Raw genomic sequence first — 20460 nt, 5'->3', positions numbered from 1 at the left:
TTCGCGCTTCCGTGCAGCGAAGTGAGATGGCTCAGAGCAGCACCACATCGAACTGCTCCTGCAGGTATTGATCATCGGCCTGGAAGCGGATGCTCTTGCCGAGGAACTCCTCCAGCTCGGCCACCGCTGCCGACTCTTCGTCGGTGATGCGCGCGACCACCTTGCTCGAGGCAATCACCAGCAAGCGTGCCGCCTCGAACTGGCGCACGGCGCGGGTGATCTCACGGAAGATTTCGTAGGTCACGGTTTCGGCGGTCTTGATGCTGCCACGGCCACTGCATTGCGGGCAGGTTTCCGACAGCTGCCGCTCCAGGCTTTCAACCGTGCGCTTGCGGGTCATTTCAACCAGACCCAGCGGCGAGAAGTCGTACACCGTGGTCTTGGCGTGGTCGCGCGCAAGTGCCTTTTCCAGCGTACGCAGCACCTGGCGGCGATGCTCGGCGTCATCCATGTCGATGAAGTCGATGATTATGATGCCGCCCAGATTGCGCAGCCGCAGCTGCCGCGCCACCGTCTGCGCCGCCTCCAGATTGGTGCGGAATACAGTTTCTTCCAGATTGCGCTGGCCGACGAAGGAACCGGTATTTACATCGATGGTGGTCATTGCCTCGGTCTGGTCGATGACCAGATAGCCACCGGACTTGAGCGGCACCTGCTTGTTCAAGGCGCGGACGATCTCATCCTCGACCCCGAACATGTCGAAGATCGGGCGGTCGCCGGTATACAGCTCCAGCTTCTCGCCCAGCACCGGCATGTACTTGGCGACGAAGGCCTGCAGCTGGCCGAAGGTTTCCTTGGAGTCGACCTTGACCTTGTCCACGTCCTTGCGGATCAGGTCGCGCACCGAACGCAACGGCAGGCTCAGGTCTTCATAGATGATGCTGCACGGCGGCGCTTCGCGCCCGCGCCGCTCCACCACCGCCCAGACCCGCGACAGGTAGGAGATGTCCTCGGCCAAGGCCTCGGCCGGCTGGCCCTCGGCATTGGTGCGCACGATGTAGCCGTAGCCCCCGTGTTGGGCTGAGATTTCGGTGACCAGCGACTTCAGACGGGCGCGCTCGCCCTCGTCCTCGATGCGGGCCGAAACCCCGACCATCTTGGACTGCGGCAGCAGCACCAGGTAACGCGACGGAATGCTGATCTGCGTGGTCAGGCGTGCACCCTTGGTGCTGATCGGGTCCTTGACCACCTGCACCACCACGTCCTGGCCATCGCGCAGCAACTCTACGATCGGCACCGAGGACGGCAATGGCAGGCTGGGCGCGGTTTCGTCGGTGTCGGCCGCCACCGGCGCAGGACGCACCACGTCGTTGGCATGCAGGAACGCAGCGCGGTCCAGGCCGACCTCGACGAAAGCCGCCTGCATGCCCGGCATCACCCGCTGCACCTTGCCCTTGTAGATGTTGCCGACCACACCCCGGCGCCAACCGCGCTCGATGTGCAGCTCCTGCAACATGCCGTTTTCAATCACTGCCACGCGGGTTTCGCGCGGGGTGACGTTGACCAGAATTTCTTCAGACACGTCCTTCATTCCCCCTTGTCCATGGAATCGTCGTCCGCGCCTGCGGCAAATGCCGCCAGCAGCGCGGCGGTCTGTTGCAACGGCAGCCCCATCACCCCGGAGTAGCTGCCGGCCAAATGACTGATGAAACGCTCCGCCCCACCCTGGATGGCATAGCCACCGGCCTTGCCCATCGGCTCGCCGGTGGCGACGTAGGCCTGGATCTGTGCCGCGCTCATCGGCGCGAACGTCACTTCCGAGATCACCGTCTCCAGCGCATGCCGCCCCGCCGCGGCCAGGGCCACCACGGTGATCACACTATGCGTACGCCCTGCCAGCGAGGCCAGCATGGCCGCCGCATCATCGGCATCCGCCGGCTTGCCATAGACCCGGTCATCCAGCACCACTTCGGTATCGGAGCCCAGCACCACGGCCTGCGGGTCATCGGCGACCAGCGCCAGCCCCGCCCGGGCCTTGTCCAGCGCAACCCGGCGCACATAGGCCTCTGCCGCCTCACCCGGCGCACGCTGCTCCGGCACCTCCAGATCAAGGGCGCGGAAGGGCACATCAAGGCGGGACAGCAGTTCGTTGCGACGGGGAGAGCGGGAGGCGAGATAAAGCATCGTGAAAGCATAACCTGCGCCAGCAACCTGAATGATGAGCATTGCTGGCAAAGTGACGGTGACCCCATCATGGCTCACCACCCGTTCATCGCTCTGTGTTCATTTTCACGATCCAGCCAAGGAGGATCACCATGCGTCGTACCGCTCTCGCCCCACTGCTGCTGTCCCTGTCTCTCGCTCTTGGAGTCTCGATGACCGCCAATGCCCAAACCGTCCCAGCCGTGGTTGCCAGCGACGCGACCTTGTTGAACGTCTCCGCCCAGGCCGAAGCCCACCGGGTGCCGGACGTGGCCACGCTGTCTGCCGGGGTGGTCACCCAGGCCGTCGATGGCAACGCTGCCATGCGCGACAACGCCGTGCAGATGGACAAGGTGATGGCCGCGATCAAGGCCGCTGGCATTGCCGAGCGTGACATCCAGACCAGCGGCATCAACCTCAGCCCGCAGTACCGCTACGCCGAGAACGAAGCGCCGAAGATCACTGGCTACCAGGCCAGCAACACCGTCAGCCTGAAGGTGCGCGACATCAGCAAGCTGGGCAAGGTGCTGGACAGCCTGGCTGCACAGGGCGCAAACCAGATCAACGGCCCCAGCTTCGAGATCGACCAGCCGGAACCGGTCTATGACGAAGCCCGCCTGGCCGCGCTGAAGAAGGCCCAAGCCCGCGCTGAAACCTATGCCAAGTCGCTGGGCCTGCGTGTGCGCCGCATCGTCAGCATCTCCGAAGGCAGCCAGGGCGGTTTCCGGCCGATGCCTATGATGGCCATGTCCGCCGGCCGCAGTGCCAAGGCGGAAATGGACACCGCTGTGTCGCCGGGCGAAACCACCGTCTCGGTCAACCTGGACGTGGTGTTCGAACTGGGCCGCTGAGCAACGCGGCAGCTGCAATCGGAACGGCGCCCTCGGGCGCCGTTTTTTTTCCACTTACCTTGGTGAGCTGGCCGGTTCTTTTGTGGGAGCGGCGTAAGCCGCGAAGCTGGAACTGCTGAGCCTGTCGGCAGCTGTGCCATCTGACCCTGCACCTGCTTCGCGGCTTACACCGCTCCCACAAGAGCCGGCCTTCGAGCCCTCAAGCTGTCCGCCAGCTGACCAGAAACAACTACCCCGCTTGTCGAACGCCTGAATAAAAGGCGCACTGCAGCCACGGGACGCAAACCAGCAACCCCGTCCCGTGTCATCGCGCGTTGTTCTCTGTCACACGCCCACGCATGGAGGTGGAACATGGTCCGCACGCAACAACGCAGTCCGTCCCTGCACGTAGAACCCTCGCGCATCCTCGCCTACAGCACCGCTTTGGCCCTGCACGCATTTGCCTTGGGCTTGCTACTGATTCCGCTGTCACAGGTGCCCATCCAAAGGGAAGCAGAGCGCGAACGCTGGCAGGTTCCCGACGTCAAACCCGTCGTCCCCAACCCGCCCACACCACCGGTGGATGTCCCGGTAACCCGCACGCCATCACCGCCGCGGCAACCGGCACTGGCAGCACCGGTGGACAACGCACCGATGCCGATCTTCGCCACCGAGGCGGTCGTCACCGCGCCGGTGGACGTTGCACCGACGATCGACAACAGCCCGTCCATCGATTCAATCGGCGCATCCACACCACTGCAAGGCGCGCAACTGCGTTACCTCAATGCGCCGGCACCGGGCTATCCGCGTGATGCCCTGCTCGCCGGCGCGCAGGGCACGGTGACGCTGCGGGTTCTGGTGGATGTGGATGGCTCACCGCTGGAGGTCAGCGTCGAGCACAGCAGCGGCAACCGCAGCCTCGACAACGCCGCCCGCAGCCAGGTGCTGCGTCGCTGGAAGTTCCAACCCGCCACCGACGGCGGCCGTCCGGTACGGGCCTATGGCCTGATCCCGGTTGACTTCAAACTTGGCTGAACAGGGCTGATGCCCACTTACGGCAGCGTTTTCTAAACGCTGCCGTAAGAGCCGCGAATCCACCTGCGCCTATTAACGGTTATTTCACCACCTCGTCACCCATGGAAAACCTAGATTCGCGGCCGTCGATGTTCTTTGGCCGCGCGTTGGCGGCCTTCTTGCCGCTGTTCCCTGGAGAGAGACTGTGAAACATCTGACCTACCCGCGTAACAACCTTCTCAGTGATTCAATCAACAAGAGCCTGGTCCGCATGCTCTTGATTCCTGCCGCATTAATCGTCGCAGCCCCCGCCGCCATGGCGCAGGAAAAGCCCACCACACTCGACCGCGTTACCGTCACCGGCTCGAATATTCCACGAACCGACACCGAAACCCCCTCGCCCGTACAGGTCATTACCCGCGAAGACATCGACCGCACCGGCAAGGGCAATGTTGCGGAGTACCTGCAGACCCTGACCGCCGACGGCTCCGGCTCCATCCCCAAGACTTTCGGCAATGGTTTTGCTGGCGGCGGTGCCGGCATCTCGCTGCGCGGTCTGGGCGCTGGCTCGACACTGGTACTGCTCAACGGCCGCCGCATGGCGACCTACGGCCTGGCCGATGATGGCCAGAAGGTATTCACCGACCTGAGCACGATCCCGTTGGATGCAGTGGAACGCATTGATGTGCTGAAGGATGGCGCTTCAGCCATCTACGGCTCCGACGCCATCGCCGGCGTGGTCAACATCATCCTGCGTTCCGACTTCACCGGCGTCATCCTGCGCGGCTCCTACGGCATATCCGGCGACAGCGATGGTGACCAGCGCAAGGCCACCCTGACCGCCGGTACCGGCAGCCTTGCCGAAGACGGCTGGAACGCATTCTTCAGCCTCGATGTGGGCAAGTCCGACGCCATCCGCACGTCCGACCGACGCAATCGCAAGTGGATCGGCACAGGTGATCTGCGCCGATGGGGTTACGACATCGACGGCAGCCAGTTCCTGGGTGGCGCTTTCAATGGCACTGCCGGTCAAGGCTCCTCGCCCACCGGCAGCATCTACGCGCCAGATGGCACCATCGAAAGCCTGCCTGGCTGCGCTGGTCTATCCAGTGTTACGCCGCAGGATTCGCGCGGCGGCTGCGTCTGGGATCAGACCCAGTTCCGAGACCTTGCACCTGAGGAGAAGTACGCCAATCTGTTTGCGCGCGCCACCTTCGCCATCAACGACAGCTCCGAAGCCTATGTGGAGATGGGCTATTCAAAGAAAGAAACCCGCTTTCAGAACACACCATCGAACATCTCCGGCAGCTGGGGCTACCCGGGCGGCCCGGTCAATGCCAACAGCGGCCCCGGCGCGGTGATGCTTGGTGCGGACCACCCGGACAATCCTTACGACGAAGCCGTACGAGTGCGCTACTCGGCATTCGACGTGGGCCCACGGGTGACCAACAACACCAATGAGTTCTTCCGCTTCCTCGCCGGCGTGAAGGGCACATGGGGTGATTGGGACTACGACACTGCCTACCTGCATTCCAGCACCAATCTGGTGAACAAGCGCGACGGTTTCCTCCGTTACAGCGCGGTGCGCTGCGTGCTGGCAGACCCCAACTGCGCAGCCGGCGTATGGAACATCGGCCAGGGTTCGGGTAGCAATCCGCAAAGCCTGTACGACTACATCTCACCAACCATCAGTGCCCGCGCCAAGAGCGAGCTGGACATGTTCGACTTCAAGGTCTCGCGCTCCCTCATGGACCTTGCAGGCGGCCCACTTGGCCTCGCACTGGGTACAGAATGGCGCAAGACCAGCAACTCACTTACCCCGCAGACCTACACCGACCAGGGTGACATCATCGGCCTTGGCTATTCGGCCTACGACGGCACCCAGAACGTCTATGCCGGTTATGCGGAACTGTCGGCGCCCGTGCTCGAACAGCTGGAACTCAACGCAGCCGTTCGCTATGACAAGTATGAAAGCGGCGACGGTGCAGTGAAGCCGAAGGTCGGCTTCAAATGGAACCCGACCGATTGGTTTGCCCTGCGCGGCACCTACGCCGAAGGTTTTCGCGCCCCCAACCCTGCCGAAAACGGTGACGGTGGCCTGGCCGCATTCTCGCGTGCCAATGACCCCGTGCGCTGCCCTGGCGGCGTACCCGCTCCCGGCGCAACCCAAGCCGACTGCGGCCTGCAACCAGTGGCCATCATCACCCGTCCCAACAAGGACTTGAAGCCGGAGGAATCCAAGAGCTATTCGTTGGGCATCGTCCTCCAGCCCACCCGCACCACCTCGGTAACGATCGATGCGTGGCGCATCAAGCGCACCGATGAGATCGCCCAGGGCGACACCACCGCGGCAATCCTTGCAGGCAACGTATTGCGCGACAGCAACCTGCTCAACGGCGTTGCCGGGACGGGTTCGATCCTTGCAGTGAACACGTCCTACGTGAACGCCGCGCAGTCCGAAGTGCAAGGCATCGACCTGGACGTGCGTCAGGACATCCCGCTAGGCAATGCGGGCGACCTACGCCTGGATGCGCAGTGGAGCCACACCAGCAAGTTCGAGCGCACCGATGGCGGCGTCACCAGTGACTACGCCGGCTCCCATGGCAACTGCGACGTGACCAACTGCATCGGTACCCCCAAGGATCGGGGCAACTTCGGCGCCACCTGGAACTACAAGGCCTGGTCGGTCAGCGGCATCGTCAACTACATCGCAAAGATGGAGAACAAGGACAAGCGTGGCGGTGACTATCTGTCCTTCTACGCCAACGGCGATCCGGTCAAGGAAATTCCGTCCTTCACTACCTTCGACCTGTCCGGTCGCTGGAATGCCACCGAGGCCTTCGAGCTGAGTGCGTCCGTTCAGAACGTGTTTGATCGAATCGCTCCGCTCGACCCCGCCACCTACGGCGCGGTCAACTACAACCCGCTGCATTACAGCGGCGCCGTGGGCCGTTACTTCACCTTGGGCGCCAAGTACACGTTCAAGTGATGTACCCCGCCCCGGCGTCAACCGCGCCGGGGCGGCTTGAACGACAGACAAAAAAAACCCGCATCTCGCGATGCGGGTTTTTCGTAAAACTTGGCGCCCGAAGTTGGACTCGAACCAACGACCCCCTGATTAACAGTCAAGTGCTCTAACCGGCTGAGCTATTCGGGCGGGGAGGCGCATTCTATACGTTAATTACGCGCGATGGTAGGGGTGATTGGCCAACATCGCTGCTGCGCGATACAACTGCTCGGCAACAACCAGCCGAACCAGCATATGCGGCAAGGTCAGCGGGCCTATCGACCACTTCTCATCTGCCACTGCGGATACTTCCGCCGCGTGCCCTTCCGGGCCACCAATCAGGAATGCAAGATCGCGCCCCTGCGTGCGCCAATGTTCCAAGCGCTGTGCCAACTGCTCGGAACTGAGCTGCCTGCCAGGCACGTCCAGGGCCACCACATAGGGGTTCTTGGGCAGCGCGGCCAATACCCGCTTGCCCTCGTCCTCGATCGCGCGCTTGGGGTCACGACCCTTGCCGCGCAGGCCCGGTTCGATTTCGACCAGCTCCAGCGGCAACCAATGCGACAGCCGCTTCTGGTACTCGGCAAACCCCTGCGCCACCCACGACGGCGCGCGTTCGCCGGTGGCGATCAATCTGGCTTTCATGCGCGGCCTCCTATCAACCTGCACAAACAAAGACGGCGCCCTGCGGCGCCGTCACAGAAGCTGCGGCCGTCAGGCTCAGCCAGCATCCTGCTCGTCTTCGCCTTCGTCGTCATAGGCGGAGCGCGGCTGATCGCCAACGGTCCACAGACGCTCAAGCGCATACAGCTCGCGCACGCGCGGCAGCATGACGTGGACGATGACGTCGCCCAGGTCGACCAGCACCCACTCGGCTTCGCGCTCGCCTTCCACGCCCAGCGGCATCACGCCCAGGTTCTTGGCAAAGCGCACCACTTCCTCACCGATGGACTTGACGTGGCGGGTAGAGGTACCGGAGACCACCACCATGTAGTCAGCCACGCTGGACTTGCCACGCACATCGAGCTCGACGGCATCCCGGGCCTTGATCTCCTCAAGGGCGGAGTGAACGGACGCCAGCAGGGCCGGTACGGAGGGCGCCGGGCTGGGCATTTGGGTCTTGATGACTTGGGCTTCGGTGGTCAAAGCAGCAGAACTCGATGAATTAAGGGGGACGATTATAGAGAACATGGCCGCTGCCGGCATTCACGCCCGCGCGGCACTGCCATACAGGCCTTGCGCAAGGATGTACCCAGCCACCGCCGAAGGCAACAAATCACACCATTGGCCGCCGTTGGCGATGGCCTCCCGCACCTCGGTCGCGGACTCGGCATGCAGCGGCTGACGCAGCCGCCAGACCCGTCCAGCCGGGCTGGTGACCAGAGCCTCAGCCGAGCTGGCCCACGCCCCTTGCAGGCGTTGCGCCAGTTCTGCTGGCAGATCGCCATCCAGACCGCTGCCCGGTCGTTCAGCAACCACGATATGCGCCAGATCGAGTAGATGCTCCCATTCATGCCAGCTCGGCAGGCCGAGCAGGCTGTCAGCGCCCATCAGCATCGCCAATGGTCGTTGCGGGCCGATCTGGGCGCGGATGTCACGCAGGGTGTCCACGGTCCACGATGGCACACCGGGCTTGCGCTCAGCGCGTTGCAGTTCACGGGTATCTACCAGCAGGTTGGCCTCGCCGGCTACCGCCAGTGCCAGCATGTGCGCGCGCTGGGCGGCATTGGCGCCGGGCGGCGCACGGTGCGGCGGGTCGGCGGCGGGCATCAGGTGCACCGGCACCTGCAGCTCGGCCGCAGCGCAGCGGGCGATGGCCAGATGGCCGTTGTGAACCGGATCGAAGGTGCCGCCGTACAGCAGCCACAAGCCACTGTCTGCGGCAGCGTCTGCCGGCGACAGCCCAGCAGTCATTCAGCGCACGCCACGGACGAGCAGGCGCACCGCGCGAGCTTCGGCCAACGCAACCAGCAGACGCTCCAGGGCAAGCCACGGATCACCTTCGGCCCGCCCCTTGGCCATGCGGTCGACCTGCGAGGCCTCGGCGACAAAGCGCTCCCAGCGGCGCGGGTCGGGGTGGCGCTGCAGGGCGCGTTTGAACGGCGCCTGGCGCGACTCCCAGATCCCCTTGGATTTCATTTCCGCAGCCAGGTTTCCGCCACTGGCCTGCACCCGGGCCAACCCGGCGGTGATCAGCAATTCGCGGATCAGGATCGGCATCAGCGCGGCCACCGCCTCGCCCTCGGCGCGCAAGCCCGCCACCATCCGCAGCACGGCTGGTGCCTGCCCGGAGAATGCCGCCTCGCTCAGCCTGAAGACGTCGTAGCGCGCGGCATCTGCTACCAGTGACTCCATTTTGGCGACATCCAGTGGCTGGCCATCGGCCAGCAACGCCAGCTTGTCGATCTCCTGCGCGGCCGCCAGCAGATTGCCTTCGACCCGCTCGCTCAAGCGCTGCACGGCGGCCGGATCAGCACGCAAACCCTTGCTGCGCAGGCGCCGCTCGATCCAGTCAGCCAACTCATGCGGCTTGATGGCCCAAGCCACCGACAGCACGCCAACCTTGTTGACGGCCTCGGCCCACTTGCCCTGGTGCGCCTTGCTCCATTCGCCAGCAGTGATCAGCAGCACCACATCCGGCGCCGGCCGCGCACAGAAGTCGCTGATGACCTCGGCGCCCTCCTTGCCCGGCTTGCCGTTGGGCAGGCGTACTTCGACCAGACGACGCGCACTGAACAGGCTGGGCGCATTGAAACTGGAAGCCAACTGCCCCCAATCAAAATCGCGACCATCAGCATCAAATACTTCGCGTTCGCCAATGCCATCGGCGCGCGCCTTGGCACGCACCGCATCAGCAGCTTCAATCACCCGCAAAAGTTCGGGGCCGGCGATCAGGTACACCGGCGCCAGAGTTTGGGAGCCTATCTGGCTGGCCAGTTGTTCCGGTCGCAGCTCCATTGTTCAGCCCCTATGCGTCTGCGTAGCGCCAGAAAGCGCCAACTCAGTGCACCTCACCCGCTGCGTCCTCCGCAGGCTTGGGAGCCTGCAGGGCTTTTTCCACATCGGCGCGAACCACGCTGTCGATACGGCGCAGGATCGAGGCCGACATTTCGCGGCGCAGCTCATCGGCAAGAATTTCGCGCTCGGTGGTGGTACCGGTGACATCCTGCGGCGGCGACACATAGTCGCGCGACAATTCCACCGCCTGCTCCGGCACGATCACGCTGCCGTCCGGGCGCAGGAACGAGAACACCACCGCGTAGCGCAGGCTGTATTCCTGGGCACGGCCTTGGCCATCGATGGCGATGGGCAGGTCACCCCAACGCTCGGAGCGGATCTGCAGACGGGCAACCCCGGCCTGCTTGCCAGCGACTACCAGCGTGTCGCCGGCTTCCACCACGGTGGCGCCAGAGGAGCGCAGGCCACGGTTGAGGAACTTGACCAGCTCGCTGTAACGCACCGCTGAAACCACCTGCACCGCCGGCATATCGGCAGGCAGCGCGAGCTTGTTACGCAGATGGAAGCCGCAACCGGTGAGGGTGGCAGCGAGAATCAGGGCAGTCAGGTATCGAGTCATGCACACAGTCTGGAGGAGCCGGCCGGGAGCGGCAACAGGCAGCAAGCCTGCCTGATGCCGCGTGAACTGCACTTGAGATACCCGTTGCGGCTTACGCCGCAACGATATTGACAATCTTGCCCGGCACGATGATGACCTTGCGGATCGTCAACCCGACCAGGAACTTGGCCGTGTTCGGCTCGTCCTTGGCCAGGCTCTCGATCTGCTCGCGCGAGGTATCGGCAGCCACATCGATGGTGCCGCGCAGCTTGCCGTTGACCTGCACCGCCAGGGTCAGCGAATCCTTGACCAGCGCAGCCGTGTCGACCTGCGGGAACGCCTGGTCTTCGAGCAGGGTCTGCGCGTGGCCCAGCAGCTGCCACATCGCATGACAGGCATGCGGGGTGATCGGGTTCAACAGCAGTACCGCCGATTGCAAGGCTTCCTGGCGCACCGCACGGCCCTGCTCGCTGGCATCGTCGAACTTGGCCAAGGTGTTGAGCAGCTCCATCACCGCAGCGATGGCGGTGTTGAAGGCGTGGCGGCGACCGTAGTCGTCACTGACCTTGCTGATGGTTTCGTGGGTCTTGCGGCGGATCGCCTTCTGCTCGGCGCTCAGTGCAGCAACGTCCAGCGCCGGCGCAATGCCGTCGGCGGTGTGCTTGTGCACCATCGCCCACAGCCGGCGCAGGAAGCGCGCCATGCCGTCGACGCCGGCTTCGTTCCACTCCAGCGACTGTTCCGGCGGAGCGGCGAACATAGAGAACAGACGCACGGTGTCAGCGCCGTACTTGGCCACCATGGTCTGCGGATCGACGCCGTTGTTCTTGGACTTGGACATCTTCTCGACGCCACCGATCACCACCGGCTGGCCGTCTTCGCGCAGGGTCGCACCGGTGATGCGGCCGCGCTCGTCGCGCACCGTGTCCACATCGGCCGGGTTGAACCAATCCTTGGAACCGTCGCTGTTCTGGCGGTAGAAGGTTTCGGCAATGACCATGCCCTGGCACAGCAGGTTCTGCGCCGGCTCGTTGCTATCCACCATGCGCGCATCGCGCATCAGCTTGTGGAAGAAACGGAAGTACATCAGGTGCAGGATGGCGTGCTCGATGCCACCGATGTACTGGTCAACCGGCAGCCAATAGTTGCCACGCTTGTCCACCGCCTCGCGGGCACCCGGCGAGGTGTAGCGGGCGTAGTACCAGCTCGACTCCATGAAGGTGTCGAAGGTATCGGTTTCACGCTCAGCCGCGCCGCCGCAGTCCGGGCAGGTGGTCTTGCGCCATTCCAGGTCGGCCTTGATCGGTGAACCGGTGCCGTTGAGGGTCACGTCTTCCGGCAGGATCACCGGCAGCTGGTCTTCCGGCACCGGCACCGCGCCGCACTTGTCGCAGTAGATCACCGGGATTGGGCAACCCCAGTAACGCTGGCGGCTCACGCCCCAGTCGCGCAGGCGGTAATTGACGCGGCGCTGGCCTTGGGCCTTGCGCTCGAAACGCTCGGCCAATGCTTCGAACGCGCCCTGGAAATCCAGGCCGTCGAACTCGGCCGAATTGACCAGCTCGGTTTCGCGGCTCTTGTCGCCGTACCAGTCCTGCCAGCGGCTGTCGTCGTAGCTGCGTTCGTCGTCGTTCTTCGGCGACTTCAGCGCGATGACCTGCTTCTTGGCCAGGTTGTACTTGGTGGCGAACTCGAAATCGCGCTGGTCGTGGCCCGGCACGGCCATGACTGCGCCGGTGCCGTAGCCCATCAGCACGAAGTTGGCGACCCAGATCGGCACCTGCTCGCCGCTGACCGGATGGATGGCCTTCAGGCCGGTATCCATGCCGCGCTTTTCCTGGGTTTCCAGCTCAGCCTCGGAGACACCGCCCTGCTTCAGCTCGGCCAGCATGGCGGCCAGCTGCGGGTTGTTCTTTGCCGCGTGCATGGCCAGCGGGTGTTCGCCAGCGATGGAAACGAAGCTCACACCCATCACCGTGTCCGGGCGGGTGGTGAACACCCGCAGCGGATCCAGTGCAGCGCCATCCACATCGCGCACATCGAACTGGATTTCCAGGCCTTCGGAGCGGCCGATCCAGTTGCGCTGCATGGTCTTGACCGATTCCGGCCAACCCGGCAATTCATCCAGGCCGTCCAGCAGTTCCTGGGCGTAATCGGTGATGCGCAGGAACCACTGCGGGATCTCGCGCTTCTCGACCAGGGCGCCCGAACGCCAGCCACGGCCGTCGATGACCTGTTCATTGGCCAGCACGGTGTTATCGACCGGATCCCAGTTCACCACCGAGTTGCGGCGGTAGGCCAGGCCCTTGCGCATCAGGCGGGTGAACATGCGCTGCTCGTGGACGTAATAATCCGGCGTGCAGGTAGCGAATTCGCGCGACCAGTCAATCGCATAGCCCAGCGACTTGAGCTGGCTGCGCATGTGGCCGATGTTGGCGTAGGTCCACTTGGCCGGCGCGGTCTTGTTCTTGATCGCGGCGTTTTCGGCCGGAAGACCGAAAGCATCCCAGCCCATCGGCTGCAGCACGTTATGGCCGGTCATGCGCTTGTAGCGGCTGATGACGTCGCCAATGGTGTAGTTGCGCACATGGCCCATGTGCAGCGCACCGGACGGGTACGGAAGCATCGACAAGCAGTAGAACTTGGGCTTGTCCGAGGTTTCGTTCACCTCGAATGCTTTCTCGGCCTCCCAGAATTTCTGGGCGGCGGCTTCAACCTGCTGGGGATCGTAGATATTCGGTTCGACGCTGGACATGTCAACGCTGGGCAACGGCAAAGCGGCAAAGGGTACCGCAGTGCATCATTGCACTCCAATCCGGTCGCAGACCAGCACCCAGCAAAACCCGCAGGTCATTGAAATATAGAGCTTTTAAAAAACCAGCAGATTCTCGGGCCAGCGCCAAGCGCGTTGCTTGCGCGTGCCCTGCCCCGCCAGCGTGCTGATTGTGCCGCACCGCTCAGCTGCGCGGCGGCGCCAGCCGGGCCGCACCCAACAGCCATACCAACCACCCCAGGAACGCCAAACGCTGCGCCATGGCCACCGGCATGGCGATCTCGAACAGGAAGGCACTGCAGACAGCCCAAAGCGCGCAGACCACGGTCAGTGTCGACAAAGATCGCCAGCCACTGGCCTTGCCCGCCCCAAAACGCAGGGCAATGGCGGCGGCAGTGAATGCCAGCAGCCACAGCAACCAGGCGCTGGCGTGGAACTGGCTGGCGCGGTTCTCAATATCCTCCACGTCCAGCGGAAACAGGCCCATCGCGGCAAAAGCGATGGCGGCCAGCAGCAGCATCTGCCCACCTACCCGCAGCGGACGCGGCGCGCTCGCCGGCATGCGCAGGATCAGGTCCAGCATCGCAATCGCCGACAGCAGGCCCACCACTACGAAGCCCAGCAGACTGAAGGCGGTACCACCGGGGATACCGCGCGCACCCAGCAAGGACACTGGATGCAGCATCTGGTCGTAACCGTGCAGCTGTGCGCCGAAACCCGCCACTGCGGCAATGAAAACCACCGCCGCCAGAGGACCGGCCCAGGCCATTACATTGTTCCACTTCAACACAGCACACCTTGTCCCGCTCTGGCCGGGGCGCAGCTGCCACGACTACCGGCCGCCATTGTGAGGGCTGCGAGCGACAATGACATCGGTCGCCACCTTGAAAGCTACGACTCAACCACCACTCACGACAATTTCGACCCGCCGGTTCGGCGCCAAACAATCCAGCAGTGCGGCGCCAGCAGCGTCATCACATTGCACCAGCGGCGCGCTGTTACCGCGCCCCTCGGCATGGATGGCGCCAGCGGGAATGCCTTGCTGCACCAGATAGCTGCGCACACTCTGCGCACGCCGCTGCGACAATTCCATGTTGTAGGCGTCACTGCCGATGCGATCGGTGTAGCCGATGATGTTCAGCGTCTCCGCCGCGGTGCTGGCACCGAGCTCCTGCACGAACTCATCCAGCTTTGCCCGACCGGCGGCTGACAGGTTGGCGCTGTCAAAGGCGAACAAGGCGTCAGCCGACAACCGCAATGGTGCGACCACCGGTGGCGGCGGAGGCGGCACTGGCGCAGCAGGGGCAGGTGGCGGTTCCAGCAAGGCGGCGCAACTACCCGGCTTCCATCCCTGCCCGGTGGCTACCCCTGTGGAGTCGAACCTGACCTGGAACTGGCATTGGATCGGCTCAGCCCCAACCGAGCGGCGAAAATTGAATACATAGTTCCACTCACGCACACCCCACAAACCCTCGTTGAACTGTGGTGTACCCAGCAACTCCTGGATCTGACGCTTGTTCATGCCTGGCGCGTACTGGCGCAGGTTGTCCAGATTCACGTAGGTGCCACCTGCGGGATAGGCGCGGGCCGGGTCCGGAAACTCCTCTCGCACCTGGCCCTTGCCACAGGCGGTGAGCGTTGCCAGCAAGACAAGTACGGTCCATTTCCTGTTCATAGCGTCCTCGATACGTAGCCAGGGTTGTCTGCTTGCAGGTAGCCGTTTGCAGTGCTCACCACTGGAAACCGGCACCCACGGTCACCCCGCCATCGCCACGGGTATTGGCCGAGCCACTGAGCTTGTAGATCCAGCGGCCACCATCGGTGACACCCGACACGCCCACCGCCATGCTCGACTCGCCGTGGAAGGTACTGGCCGCCATCGACGCCATGCGCCTGCCCGCTTCAGTTGGCTGCGGCAGCCCGGCCATCGCCATCGCCGAGGCGACACCGGCAGAGGCCCGGTCATCAATACGCTTGATGTCGCGGGTGACATTGTTGAACCGTTGATCGGTGTAGTTCTTCGACCAGTCCATGACCTCCCCCATGCCCTTGTTGAGCTGCGCGACATTGACTGCATCGGTGGGCGCGACACCGGTGCCCACGTTGTGGATGACGGTACTGGTGCCTGGCCGCCCCATGGTCACGCTGGCGTAGTTGGTACTGCCGTCGGTGTTCTGGTCATAGCGCACCGTGCCCTGCTGCGAAGCCTGCAACTGGCGCACGTTCACCGCATCGGTAGCCTCGGTGCCATCGCCTACATTGGTGACCTGACGCTCGGCACCCGCGGCGCCAACCGACACGGTGTTGGCGCGCGTGGCCACCGAGCCCGCACCCAACGCCACGCTGCCGGCTGCCGAAGCGTTGGCGCCGTTGCCGATCGCCACTGCCTGGTTGCCACTGGCCTTGGCTTGCGGGCCTGCAGCCACGCTGTCCTGGCCGGTAGCAGAGGCCGCCGCCTTGGTTGAGTTGACCGCAAAGTACTGGTTGCCGGCGCCGCCGTTCTGGATGTTGTCGATGCGATTGTTGACGTTGACGATGGAGCCATCCATTGCAGCCAGAGCATCGGTGACATTGCCCAGCGTTTGCTGGCTGCCGACACCGTTGCTGTTGATCGAGGTGACGGTGAAGCTGGCGGCACTCCACTGCCCGGTGCTGCTGTTGTATTGCATCGTGCCGCCTATCGCCGAGGCCACTGCCTCGTTGGTAGCCGCCAGCTGCCCACCATTGATCGCATCCAGGCTGCCACTGGTGACACTGCCAGCAGCCACGTTGCCCAAGGCAACCGCTGCACCGCTACCATCGCCGGTCAAACGTACCGCGTTGGTCGGGTTACCGGCACCGTCGGCGATGTATTTAACCGCCAAGGGATCGCTGCTGCCCGGGACATTGCCCGGCAACAGATTGCGCAGGTTGAGCAGCGAATCGCTGATGGAGCTGAACGCGCTGCCGATGTTTGCGTACGACTGCAGCGAAGCCGCTCCCAGCACCCCGATGCTGTTGATCTGGTAGTTCGGTGCACCAAGCACACCACCATTGAAGCTCGTGCCTCCGCCCAGGTACGTCGCCATCGAGCTGCCCAGCCCAAACAGCTGGCCACCGTTGACCGCCTCCATGCTGCCCGCCGCAACCGCGCCGGCCGCGAGATTTGCCAGCACCGTACCACTGACCGCCTGACCGCTGCCCAGCGTTACCTTGCCGTAGTTGACGACACCATTGACGTCTTCGTCGTAGACCACTGCGGCCAGGCCCAGATCATCAATCTGATCCAATGCGCCACGCAGCTGCTTGACGTTCACCGCATCGGTGTCCTGGCTACCGGCGGCGACATGGGTGATCTGGCGCTCACGCCCCGCCGAACCCACGGCTACTTCACCGATGGAGGTCTGCGTAGCGGTCAAACCGAACGCGGTGTAGTTGTCCTGACCACCACGTGCGGCATTGGACTTGAAGCCGAGCGCCACGCTGTTGGCCTTGTCCGAGGTTGCACCAGCACCGAGCAGGGTCTGCGCATTGGCGGTGCCTTTGGCGCTGTCGCCAACCACCACCGAATGACCCAGGCGCGCATCGTAGTCGGCAGTCGGGACACCGGTCTTGCCGCCTGCGGCATCGATGAACACCTGGTCCGCCGTCTGCGTTGCCAGCCGATGCTCGGCATTGCTGCCGATCACCACTTCCTTGGAGCCGTTGGCGAAGGCACCATCACCGATCAGCACCTGGTAATCCTGCGCTGCAGGCACTGCCCAGCATTTGGCAGTCACCGCACCCAACACGTTGAGGCAATCCGAGGCCCAGCCGGGCGCGCCGTCAGGCAACACCAAGCCAAGCAGCCCACCCGGATCGCCATTGTTGATGTTGGTGATATAGCTGTCGGAGGTGACCCCTCCGATCAACGTCAAATGCGAGTTGCCGCCAGTGGTCAAACCACCAAGCCCGTCCAGCAGGCTACCTACCGGACTCAGATTCACCACCGGCAAACCCAGCAACGATACTTCGGAGTAGGTTTGCATCACATTGGTGCTGTTGACCTTCAGGCTGCCACTGTTGATATAGCCGTTGCCACCCAGGATGGAGGTAAGCGGCGAATCCACCAGCTGGTTCACCGAGCCTACGAGGCCGCCATTACCGACGATCAGGCCCGACGGCCCGGAGGCCGGCGCCGCCGGAGGAGCGGCAGGCACCACCGGATTTCCGGCCAGACCGCCAATCACGTTCGACAACCCGCCGGTCACACCACCGATAACGCCGCTCAGCGCACCGGTCACGCCAGTCACAGCAGAACCGGAGCCGGTGACGCCACCCAAGGTGCTGCCAGTGGCGCCCAACAACGTGGTCGCGGTATTGCCGACCGTCCCCAGCAGATTCTGCACGGTGCCGGTGACGTCGCCGCCGGCGAGCGCACCGGTGGTGTCCTTCAGCCCGCCGGTCAGCGAACCAACCGTATCGGTGACGCCGGTGCCCAAGGTATCCGAGCCGGTCACGCCGCCAACCACCGCACCAAGAAGATCGCCGACGCCGTCCAGCACTGGCGCCGTGCCAGTTACCAGCTCATTCACAACGCCACCCAGACCTGTGCCCTCGACCAAGCCGCCGGTCAGGTCTTCGACTGCGCCCACCGTGCCGGTGACGGCACCGAGCACCGGATTGCCACCCTGCCCTGCGCCAGGCAGTAGCACGCCACCCACACCAGCAATGCCACTGCTCAGTTGTCCGGTAACCGATGTCACCGTCGTGCCGACATGCGAGGTAAGCGTTTCGACCGCAGCCACGGGTTGGCCAGTCAGCAACTCGCCAGTCACTTCCTTGACCGCACCAACCGTTGAGGCCAGCGTGCCCTGCAACGGGCTTTCACCCTGTTGACCCGGCAACAGCTCGCCGACCAGATCTTCAACACCGCTACCCAGATGCTGGCCAAGCGGAGCCAGCGTCGTTCCAACATGTGAGGTGAGCGTTTCCACTGCAGCCACTGGCTTGCCGGTCACCACTTCGCCGGTCACTTCCTTGACCGCACCAACCGTTGAAGCCAGCGTGCCCTGCAGCGGGCTTCCACCCTGCTGGCCAGGCAACAACCCAGCGACCACAGCTTCAACGCCGCTGCCCAGATGCTGGCCAAGCGGAGTCAGCGTCGTTTCCACATGTGAGGTGAGCGTTTCCACAGCAGCCACGGGCTTGCCGTTCAGTACTTCGCCGGTAAGTTCTTTGACCGCACCAGCCGTTGAAAGCAAGGTCCCGTGCAGCGGGCTTCCGCCCTCCTCCTTGCCCGGCAGCAGCACCGCAGCGATGCCTTGCAGTCCCGCACCGGTTCCGCTCAGCGGGCCGACCGTTGCAGTTACCGCAGCATTGGCCGAAGCCACCAGCGGCTTCACTGCGAGCGCAGCATCAGTTACGACAGACAGCGCTGCTGCAGGTGACGTCGCCCCGCCATGCGGATGTAACTTCGGCAGCGCAGCACGCACACCCACTTGTGCCCGTATTGCAGCTGGCACAGTGGCAACACGCGGCTTGACCGAGACCGCCGCCGACGCATCCACCTGCAGCAACGCCGGCAACGTCACCGAGGCGTTGAGCGCAGCACCAGCGCCGACTGTCGGCAGCGCGGTGGACACGATCTGCTGCGCGTCGGTGTTGCTGTACTTGGCGACCAGGTCCTGCAGGTCGGCAAGCTTGGCGTCGGTCGCGGATGCGGGCCCTGCCATGGCCAGCGCGATGGCGCTACCCAGGCCAGCCAAGCTCCACGACACCGACGGCGACAACCTTGCCGGACCCGAACGTTTCCCCTGTGCGCTGGCCAGTTCGGAACCTACGACGAAGGCATTGAGTGTGCGGTTCCAGACCAAACGGTAAATGCGGTTCATGTGGCGCCTCCGGTTCGACCTGTCCGGGCGCGGACAGGTCTTGGTTCGTGAGGCCAGTACAACGCTTGCGCACGCGATGGTTTGCCCGCATCCGGCACATCCATAGGGCAATTTGGCAAAGCGATACCCGTTAGCGGCACGCAAATGCACGTATTCGGCAACCGCGGCGATTAAGTGATGCGCATCACACAGCCGCTTTACGCAGCTCAGGCAGGCGAGTAAGTGCCGCGCATCAAGGTCTCGCTCGGCAACTCACCAAATACCTTGCGATAGCTGTCGGCAAAACGCGACAAATCCCACAAGCCGCAGCTCAGCGCGATTGACTTGACCGACTTGCGGCCTGCATCCGCACTGGACAGACTGCGGCAAGCCTCACATAGACGCAGCATCGACAAATAGCGCACCGGGGAAATCCCCACCAGTTCCTCGAAGGCATAGCGCAGTGCCCGCTCACTGACCCCAGCGGCGTCGCACAGCTCGTGCATATAGATGTGACGGCGAAGATTTGCATACATCATGTCTTCGGCGCGGCGAAAAATCAGATAGCGAGCGCGTCGGCTGCGATTGCAGCCAGCGCGTTCGGGCGCGCCATTGGTCACTACTTCCTTGACGTGGGCATCGAGCATGGCATCTATCTCGTCGCCGCCGACTTCGCCTTGGTGTATCCGCTCGTGCAACCCCTGGTAGTAGGCCTGCAGCGGAATATGCGGACGGTTGCTCAACACTGGTACGCCGGCGGCTTCTTCCAGAAGACCACCTAAACGCTGCGCTGCCGCACGCTCCTGGAAACGCTTGAGCGGGACCAGTACAAAGGTCATCCGACTGCCGGCGCCCAAGGCAAACTCGGTAACACCCTCAGGCATTACTGACACGATGTTTCCCGATACCAGTGGCACGCCATGGCACCAGCTACTTTCCGGGTCCACCGTCTGCAGGCATCCCAATAAGCACCAATCCAGCGGCAACATGAAGCGGCCACGTGTACGCGCGCCGACCTCGAACGTACACAACAAGGCCTGGTCGTGAACAAACGAGGTGATCGATGCCGTGGGTGGCTGATCATCAAGCAACACCAATTCAACGTGGCACACGCGAAGCGTGCCGCTCAGCGACGCCAGATCAAATGATCGCAAACCGTTTCCGCCGACTACCGCATCCATGTGAACGCCTTTGCGCCCCTGAGTCAGGGACGCGCTTCAGAAGCCCGACCATCCGTTGCAGGTAAACGAGCAAAACCTGCAATCCCCTGCCGCACAGCCTGAAACTCGTATTACGGAACCGCCATG

Annotated in this window: 15 protein-coding genes and 1 tRNA gene; 3 read left to right on the top strand and 13 right to left on the bottom strand. The window is 63.7% G+C overall.

Translation table 11 applies throughout. The annotated features are described in order from the left end of the window. Positions 1 to 31 precede the first annotated feature (31 nt). Positions 32 to 1522 (bottom strand): ribonuclease G, encoded by a 1491-nt coding sequence (gene rng / locus ACVOLR_RS10925; RefSeq protein ID WP_057627141.1) that lies wholly within the window; start codon positions 1520 to 1522, stop codon positions 32 to 34. 5 nt (positions 1523 to 1527) lie between these two features. After that, positions 1528 to 2124 (bottom strand): Maf family nucleotide pyrophosphatase, encoded by a 597-nt coding sequence (locus tag ACVOLR_RS10920; protein WP_481536429.1) that lies wholly within the window; start codon positions 2122 to 2124, stop codon positions 1528 to 1530. Positions 2125 to 2255: 131 nt separating this feature from the next. Here ACVOLR_RS10920 and ACVOLR_RS10915 point away from each other — a divergent pair, with 131 nt between their 5' ends. From ACVOLR_RS10915 to ACVOLR_RS10905, 3 genes are all read left to right on the top strand, one after another. Beyond that, entirely contained in the window at positions 2256 to 2993 is a 738-nt protein-coding gene (locus tag ACVOLR_RS10915) for an SIMPL domain-containing protein (protein WP_481536428.1), read from the top strand. A 351-nt stretch (positions 2994 to 3344) separates the two neighbouring features. Beyond that, the gene (locus tag ACVOLR_RS10910; RefSeq protein ID WP_481536427.1) at positions 3345 to 4007 is read left to right on the top strand and encodes an energy transducer TonB; all 663 of its coding nucleotides are present in this window, start codon (positions 3345 to 3347) and stop codon (positions 4005 to 4007) included. A gap of 250 nt (positions 4008 to 4257) precedes the next feature. Next, complete coding sequence (locus ACVOLR_RS10905) at positions 4258 to 6975, top strand: TonB-dependent receptor (protein ID WP_481536435.1); 2718 nt, start codon at positions 4258 to 4260, stop codon at positions 6973 to 6975. A 91-nt stretch (positions 6976 to 7066) separates the two neighbouring features. Here ACVOLR_RS10905 and ACVOLR_RS10900 read toward each other — a convergent pair. The 11 genes from ACVOLR_RS10900 to ACVOLR_RS10850 form a co-directional block, all read right to left on the bottom strand. Next, positions 7067 to 7143, bottom strand: a tRNA-Asn gene (locus ACVOLR_RS10900). 24 nt (positions 7144 to 7167) lie between these two features. Further along, positions 7168 to 7638, bottom strand: a complete 471-nt coding sequence (gene rlmH / locus ACVOLR_RS10895) for a 23S rRNA (pseudouridine(1915)-N(3))-methyltransferase RlmH (protein WP_282269795.1) — start codon at positions 7636 to 7638, stop codon at positions 7168 to 7170. A gap of 75 nt (positions 7639 to 7713) precedes the next feature. Further along, positions 7714 to 8139 carry a ribosome silencing factor gene (gene rsfS / locus ACVOLR_RS10890; protein ID WP_481514113.1) on the bottom strand — a complete coding sequence of 142 codons (426 nt, stop codon included), beginning with the start codon at positions 8137 to 8139 and terminating at the stop codon, positions 7714 to 7716. A 60-nt stretch (positions 8140 to 8199) separates the two neighbouring features. Further along, positions 8200 to 8907 carry a nicotinate-nucleotide adenylyltransferase gene (gene nadD, locus ACVOLR_RS10885; protein WP_481536426.1) on the bottom strand — a complete coding sequence of 236 codons (708 nt, stop codon included), beginning with the start codon at positions 8905 to 8907 and terminating at the stop codon, positions 8200 to 8202. Continuing rightward, positions 8908 to 9951 carry a DNA polymerase III subunit delta gene (holA, locus tag ACVOLR_RS10880; protein ID WP_481536425.1) on the bottom strand — a complete coding sequence of 348 codons (1044 nt, stop codon included), beginning with the start codon at positions 9949 to 9951 and terminating at the stop codon, positions 8908 to 8910. A 43-nt stretch (positions 9952 to 9994) separates the two neighbouring features. Further along, positions 9995 to 10570 carry an LPS-assembly lipoprotein LptE gene (locus ACVOLR_RS10875; protein WP_481536424.1) on the bottom strand — a complete coding sequence of 192 codons (576 nt, stop codon included), beginning with the start codon at positions 10568 to 10570 and terminating at the stop codon, positions 9995 to 9997. A gap of 91 nt (positions 10571 to 10661) precedes the next feature. Then, entirely contained in the window at positions 10662 to 13304 is a 2643-nt protein-coding gene (gene leuS / locus ACVOLR_RS10870; protein WP_481536423.1) for a leucine--tRNA ligase, read from the bottom strand. Between the two features lie 202 nt (positions 13305 to 13506). After that, a complete protein-coding gene (locus ACVOLR_RS10865) occupies positions 13507 to 14109 on the bottom strand; it encodes a DUF998 domain-containing protein (RefSeq protein WP_481536422.1) in 603 nt (200 codons plus the stop codon). 111 nt (positions 14110 to 14220) lie between these two features. Next, the gene (locus tag ACVOLR_RS10860; protein WP_481536421.1) at positions 14221 to 14997 is read right to left on the bottom strand and encodes an OmpA family protein; all 777 of its coding nucleotides are present in this window, start codon (positions 14995 to 14997) and stop codon (positions 14221 to 14223) included. A gap of 55 nt (positions 14998 to 15052) precedes the next feature. Next, a complete protein-coding gene (locus ACVOLR_RS10855; RefSeq protein ID WP_481536420.1) occupies positions 15053 to 19174 on the bottom strand; it encodes an ESPR-type extended signal peptide-containing protein in 4122 nt (1373 codons plus the stop codon). A 206-nt stretch (positions 19175 to 19380) separates the two neighbouring features. Continuing rightward, a complete protein-coding gene (locus tag ACVOLR_RS10850) occupies positions 19381 to 20334 on the bottom strand; it encodes a helix-turn-helix domain-containing protein (protein ID WP_481536419.1) in 954 nt (317 codons plus the stop codon). Between the last annotated feature and the right edge of the window lie 126 nt (positions 20335 to 20460).

Source organism: Stenotrophomonas sp. STEN030, assembly GCF_056759995.1.
This window is presented reverse-complemented; position numbering and strand designations above follow the sequence as displayed.

Excerpts from the sequence above, each read along its gene's own strand:
- ACVOLR_RS10920 (WP_481536429.1), bottom strand. The coding sequence starts at position 2,124 with ATGCTTTATCTCGCCTCCCGCTCTCCCCGTCGCAACGAACTGCTGTCC.
- ACVOLR_RS10915 (WP_481536428.1), top strand. The coding sequence starts at position 2,256 with ATGCGTCGTACCGCTCTCGCCCCACTGCTGCTGTCCCTGTCTCTCGCT.
- ACVOLR_RS10910 (WP_481536427.1), top strand. The coding sequence starts at position 3,345 with ATGGTCCGCACGCAACAACGCAGTCCGTCCCTGCACGTAGAACCCTCG.
- ACVOLR_RS10905 (WP_481536435.1), top strand. The coding sequence starts at position 4,258 with ATGCTCTTGATTCCTGCCGCATTAATCGTCGCAGCCCCCGCCGCCATG.
- rlmH (WP_282269795.1), bottom strand. The coding sequence starts at position 7,638 with ATGAAAGCCAGATTGATCGCCACCGGCGAACGCGCGCCGTCGTGGGTG.
- nadD (WP_481536426.1), bottom strand. The coding sequence starts at position 8,907 with ATGACTGCTGGGCTGTCGCCGGCAGACGCTGCCGCAGACAGTGGCTTG.
- holA (WP_481536425.1), bottom strand. The coding sequence starts at position 9,951 with ATGGAGCTGCGACCGGAACAACTGGCCAGCCAGATAGGCTCCCAAACT.
- ACVOLR_RS10875 (WP_481536424.1), bottom strand. The coding sequence starts at position 10,570 with ATGACTCGATACCTGACTGCCCTGATTCTCGCTGCCACCCTCACCGGT.
- leuS (WP_481536423.1), bottom strand. The coding sequence starts at position 13,304 with ATGTCCAGCGTCGAACCGAATATCTACGATCCCCAGCAGGTTGAAGCC.
- ACVOLR_RS10860 (WP_481536421.1), bottom strand. The coding sequence starts at position 14,997 with ATGAACAGGAAATGGACCGTACTTGTCTTGCTGGCAACGCTCACCGCC.
- ACVOLR_RS10855 (WP_481536420.1), bottom strand. The coding sequence starts at position 19,174 with ATGAACCGCATTTACCGTTTGGTCTGGAACCGCACACTCAATGCCTTC.
- ACVOLR_RS10850 (WP_481536419.1), bottom strand. The coding sequence starts at position 20,334 with ATGGATGCGGTAGTCGGCGGAAACGGTTTGCGATCATTTGATCTGGCG.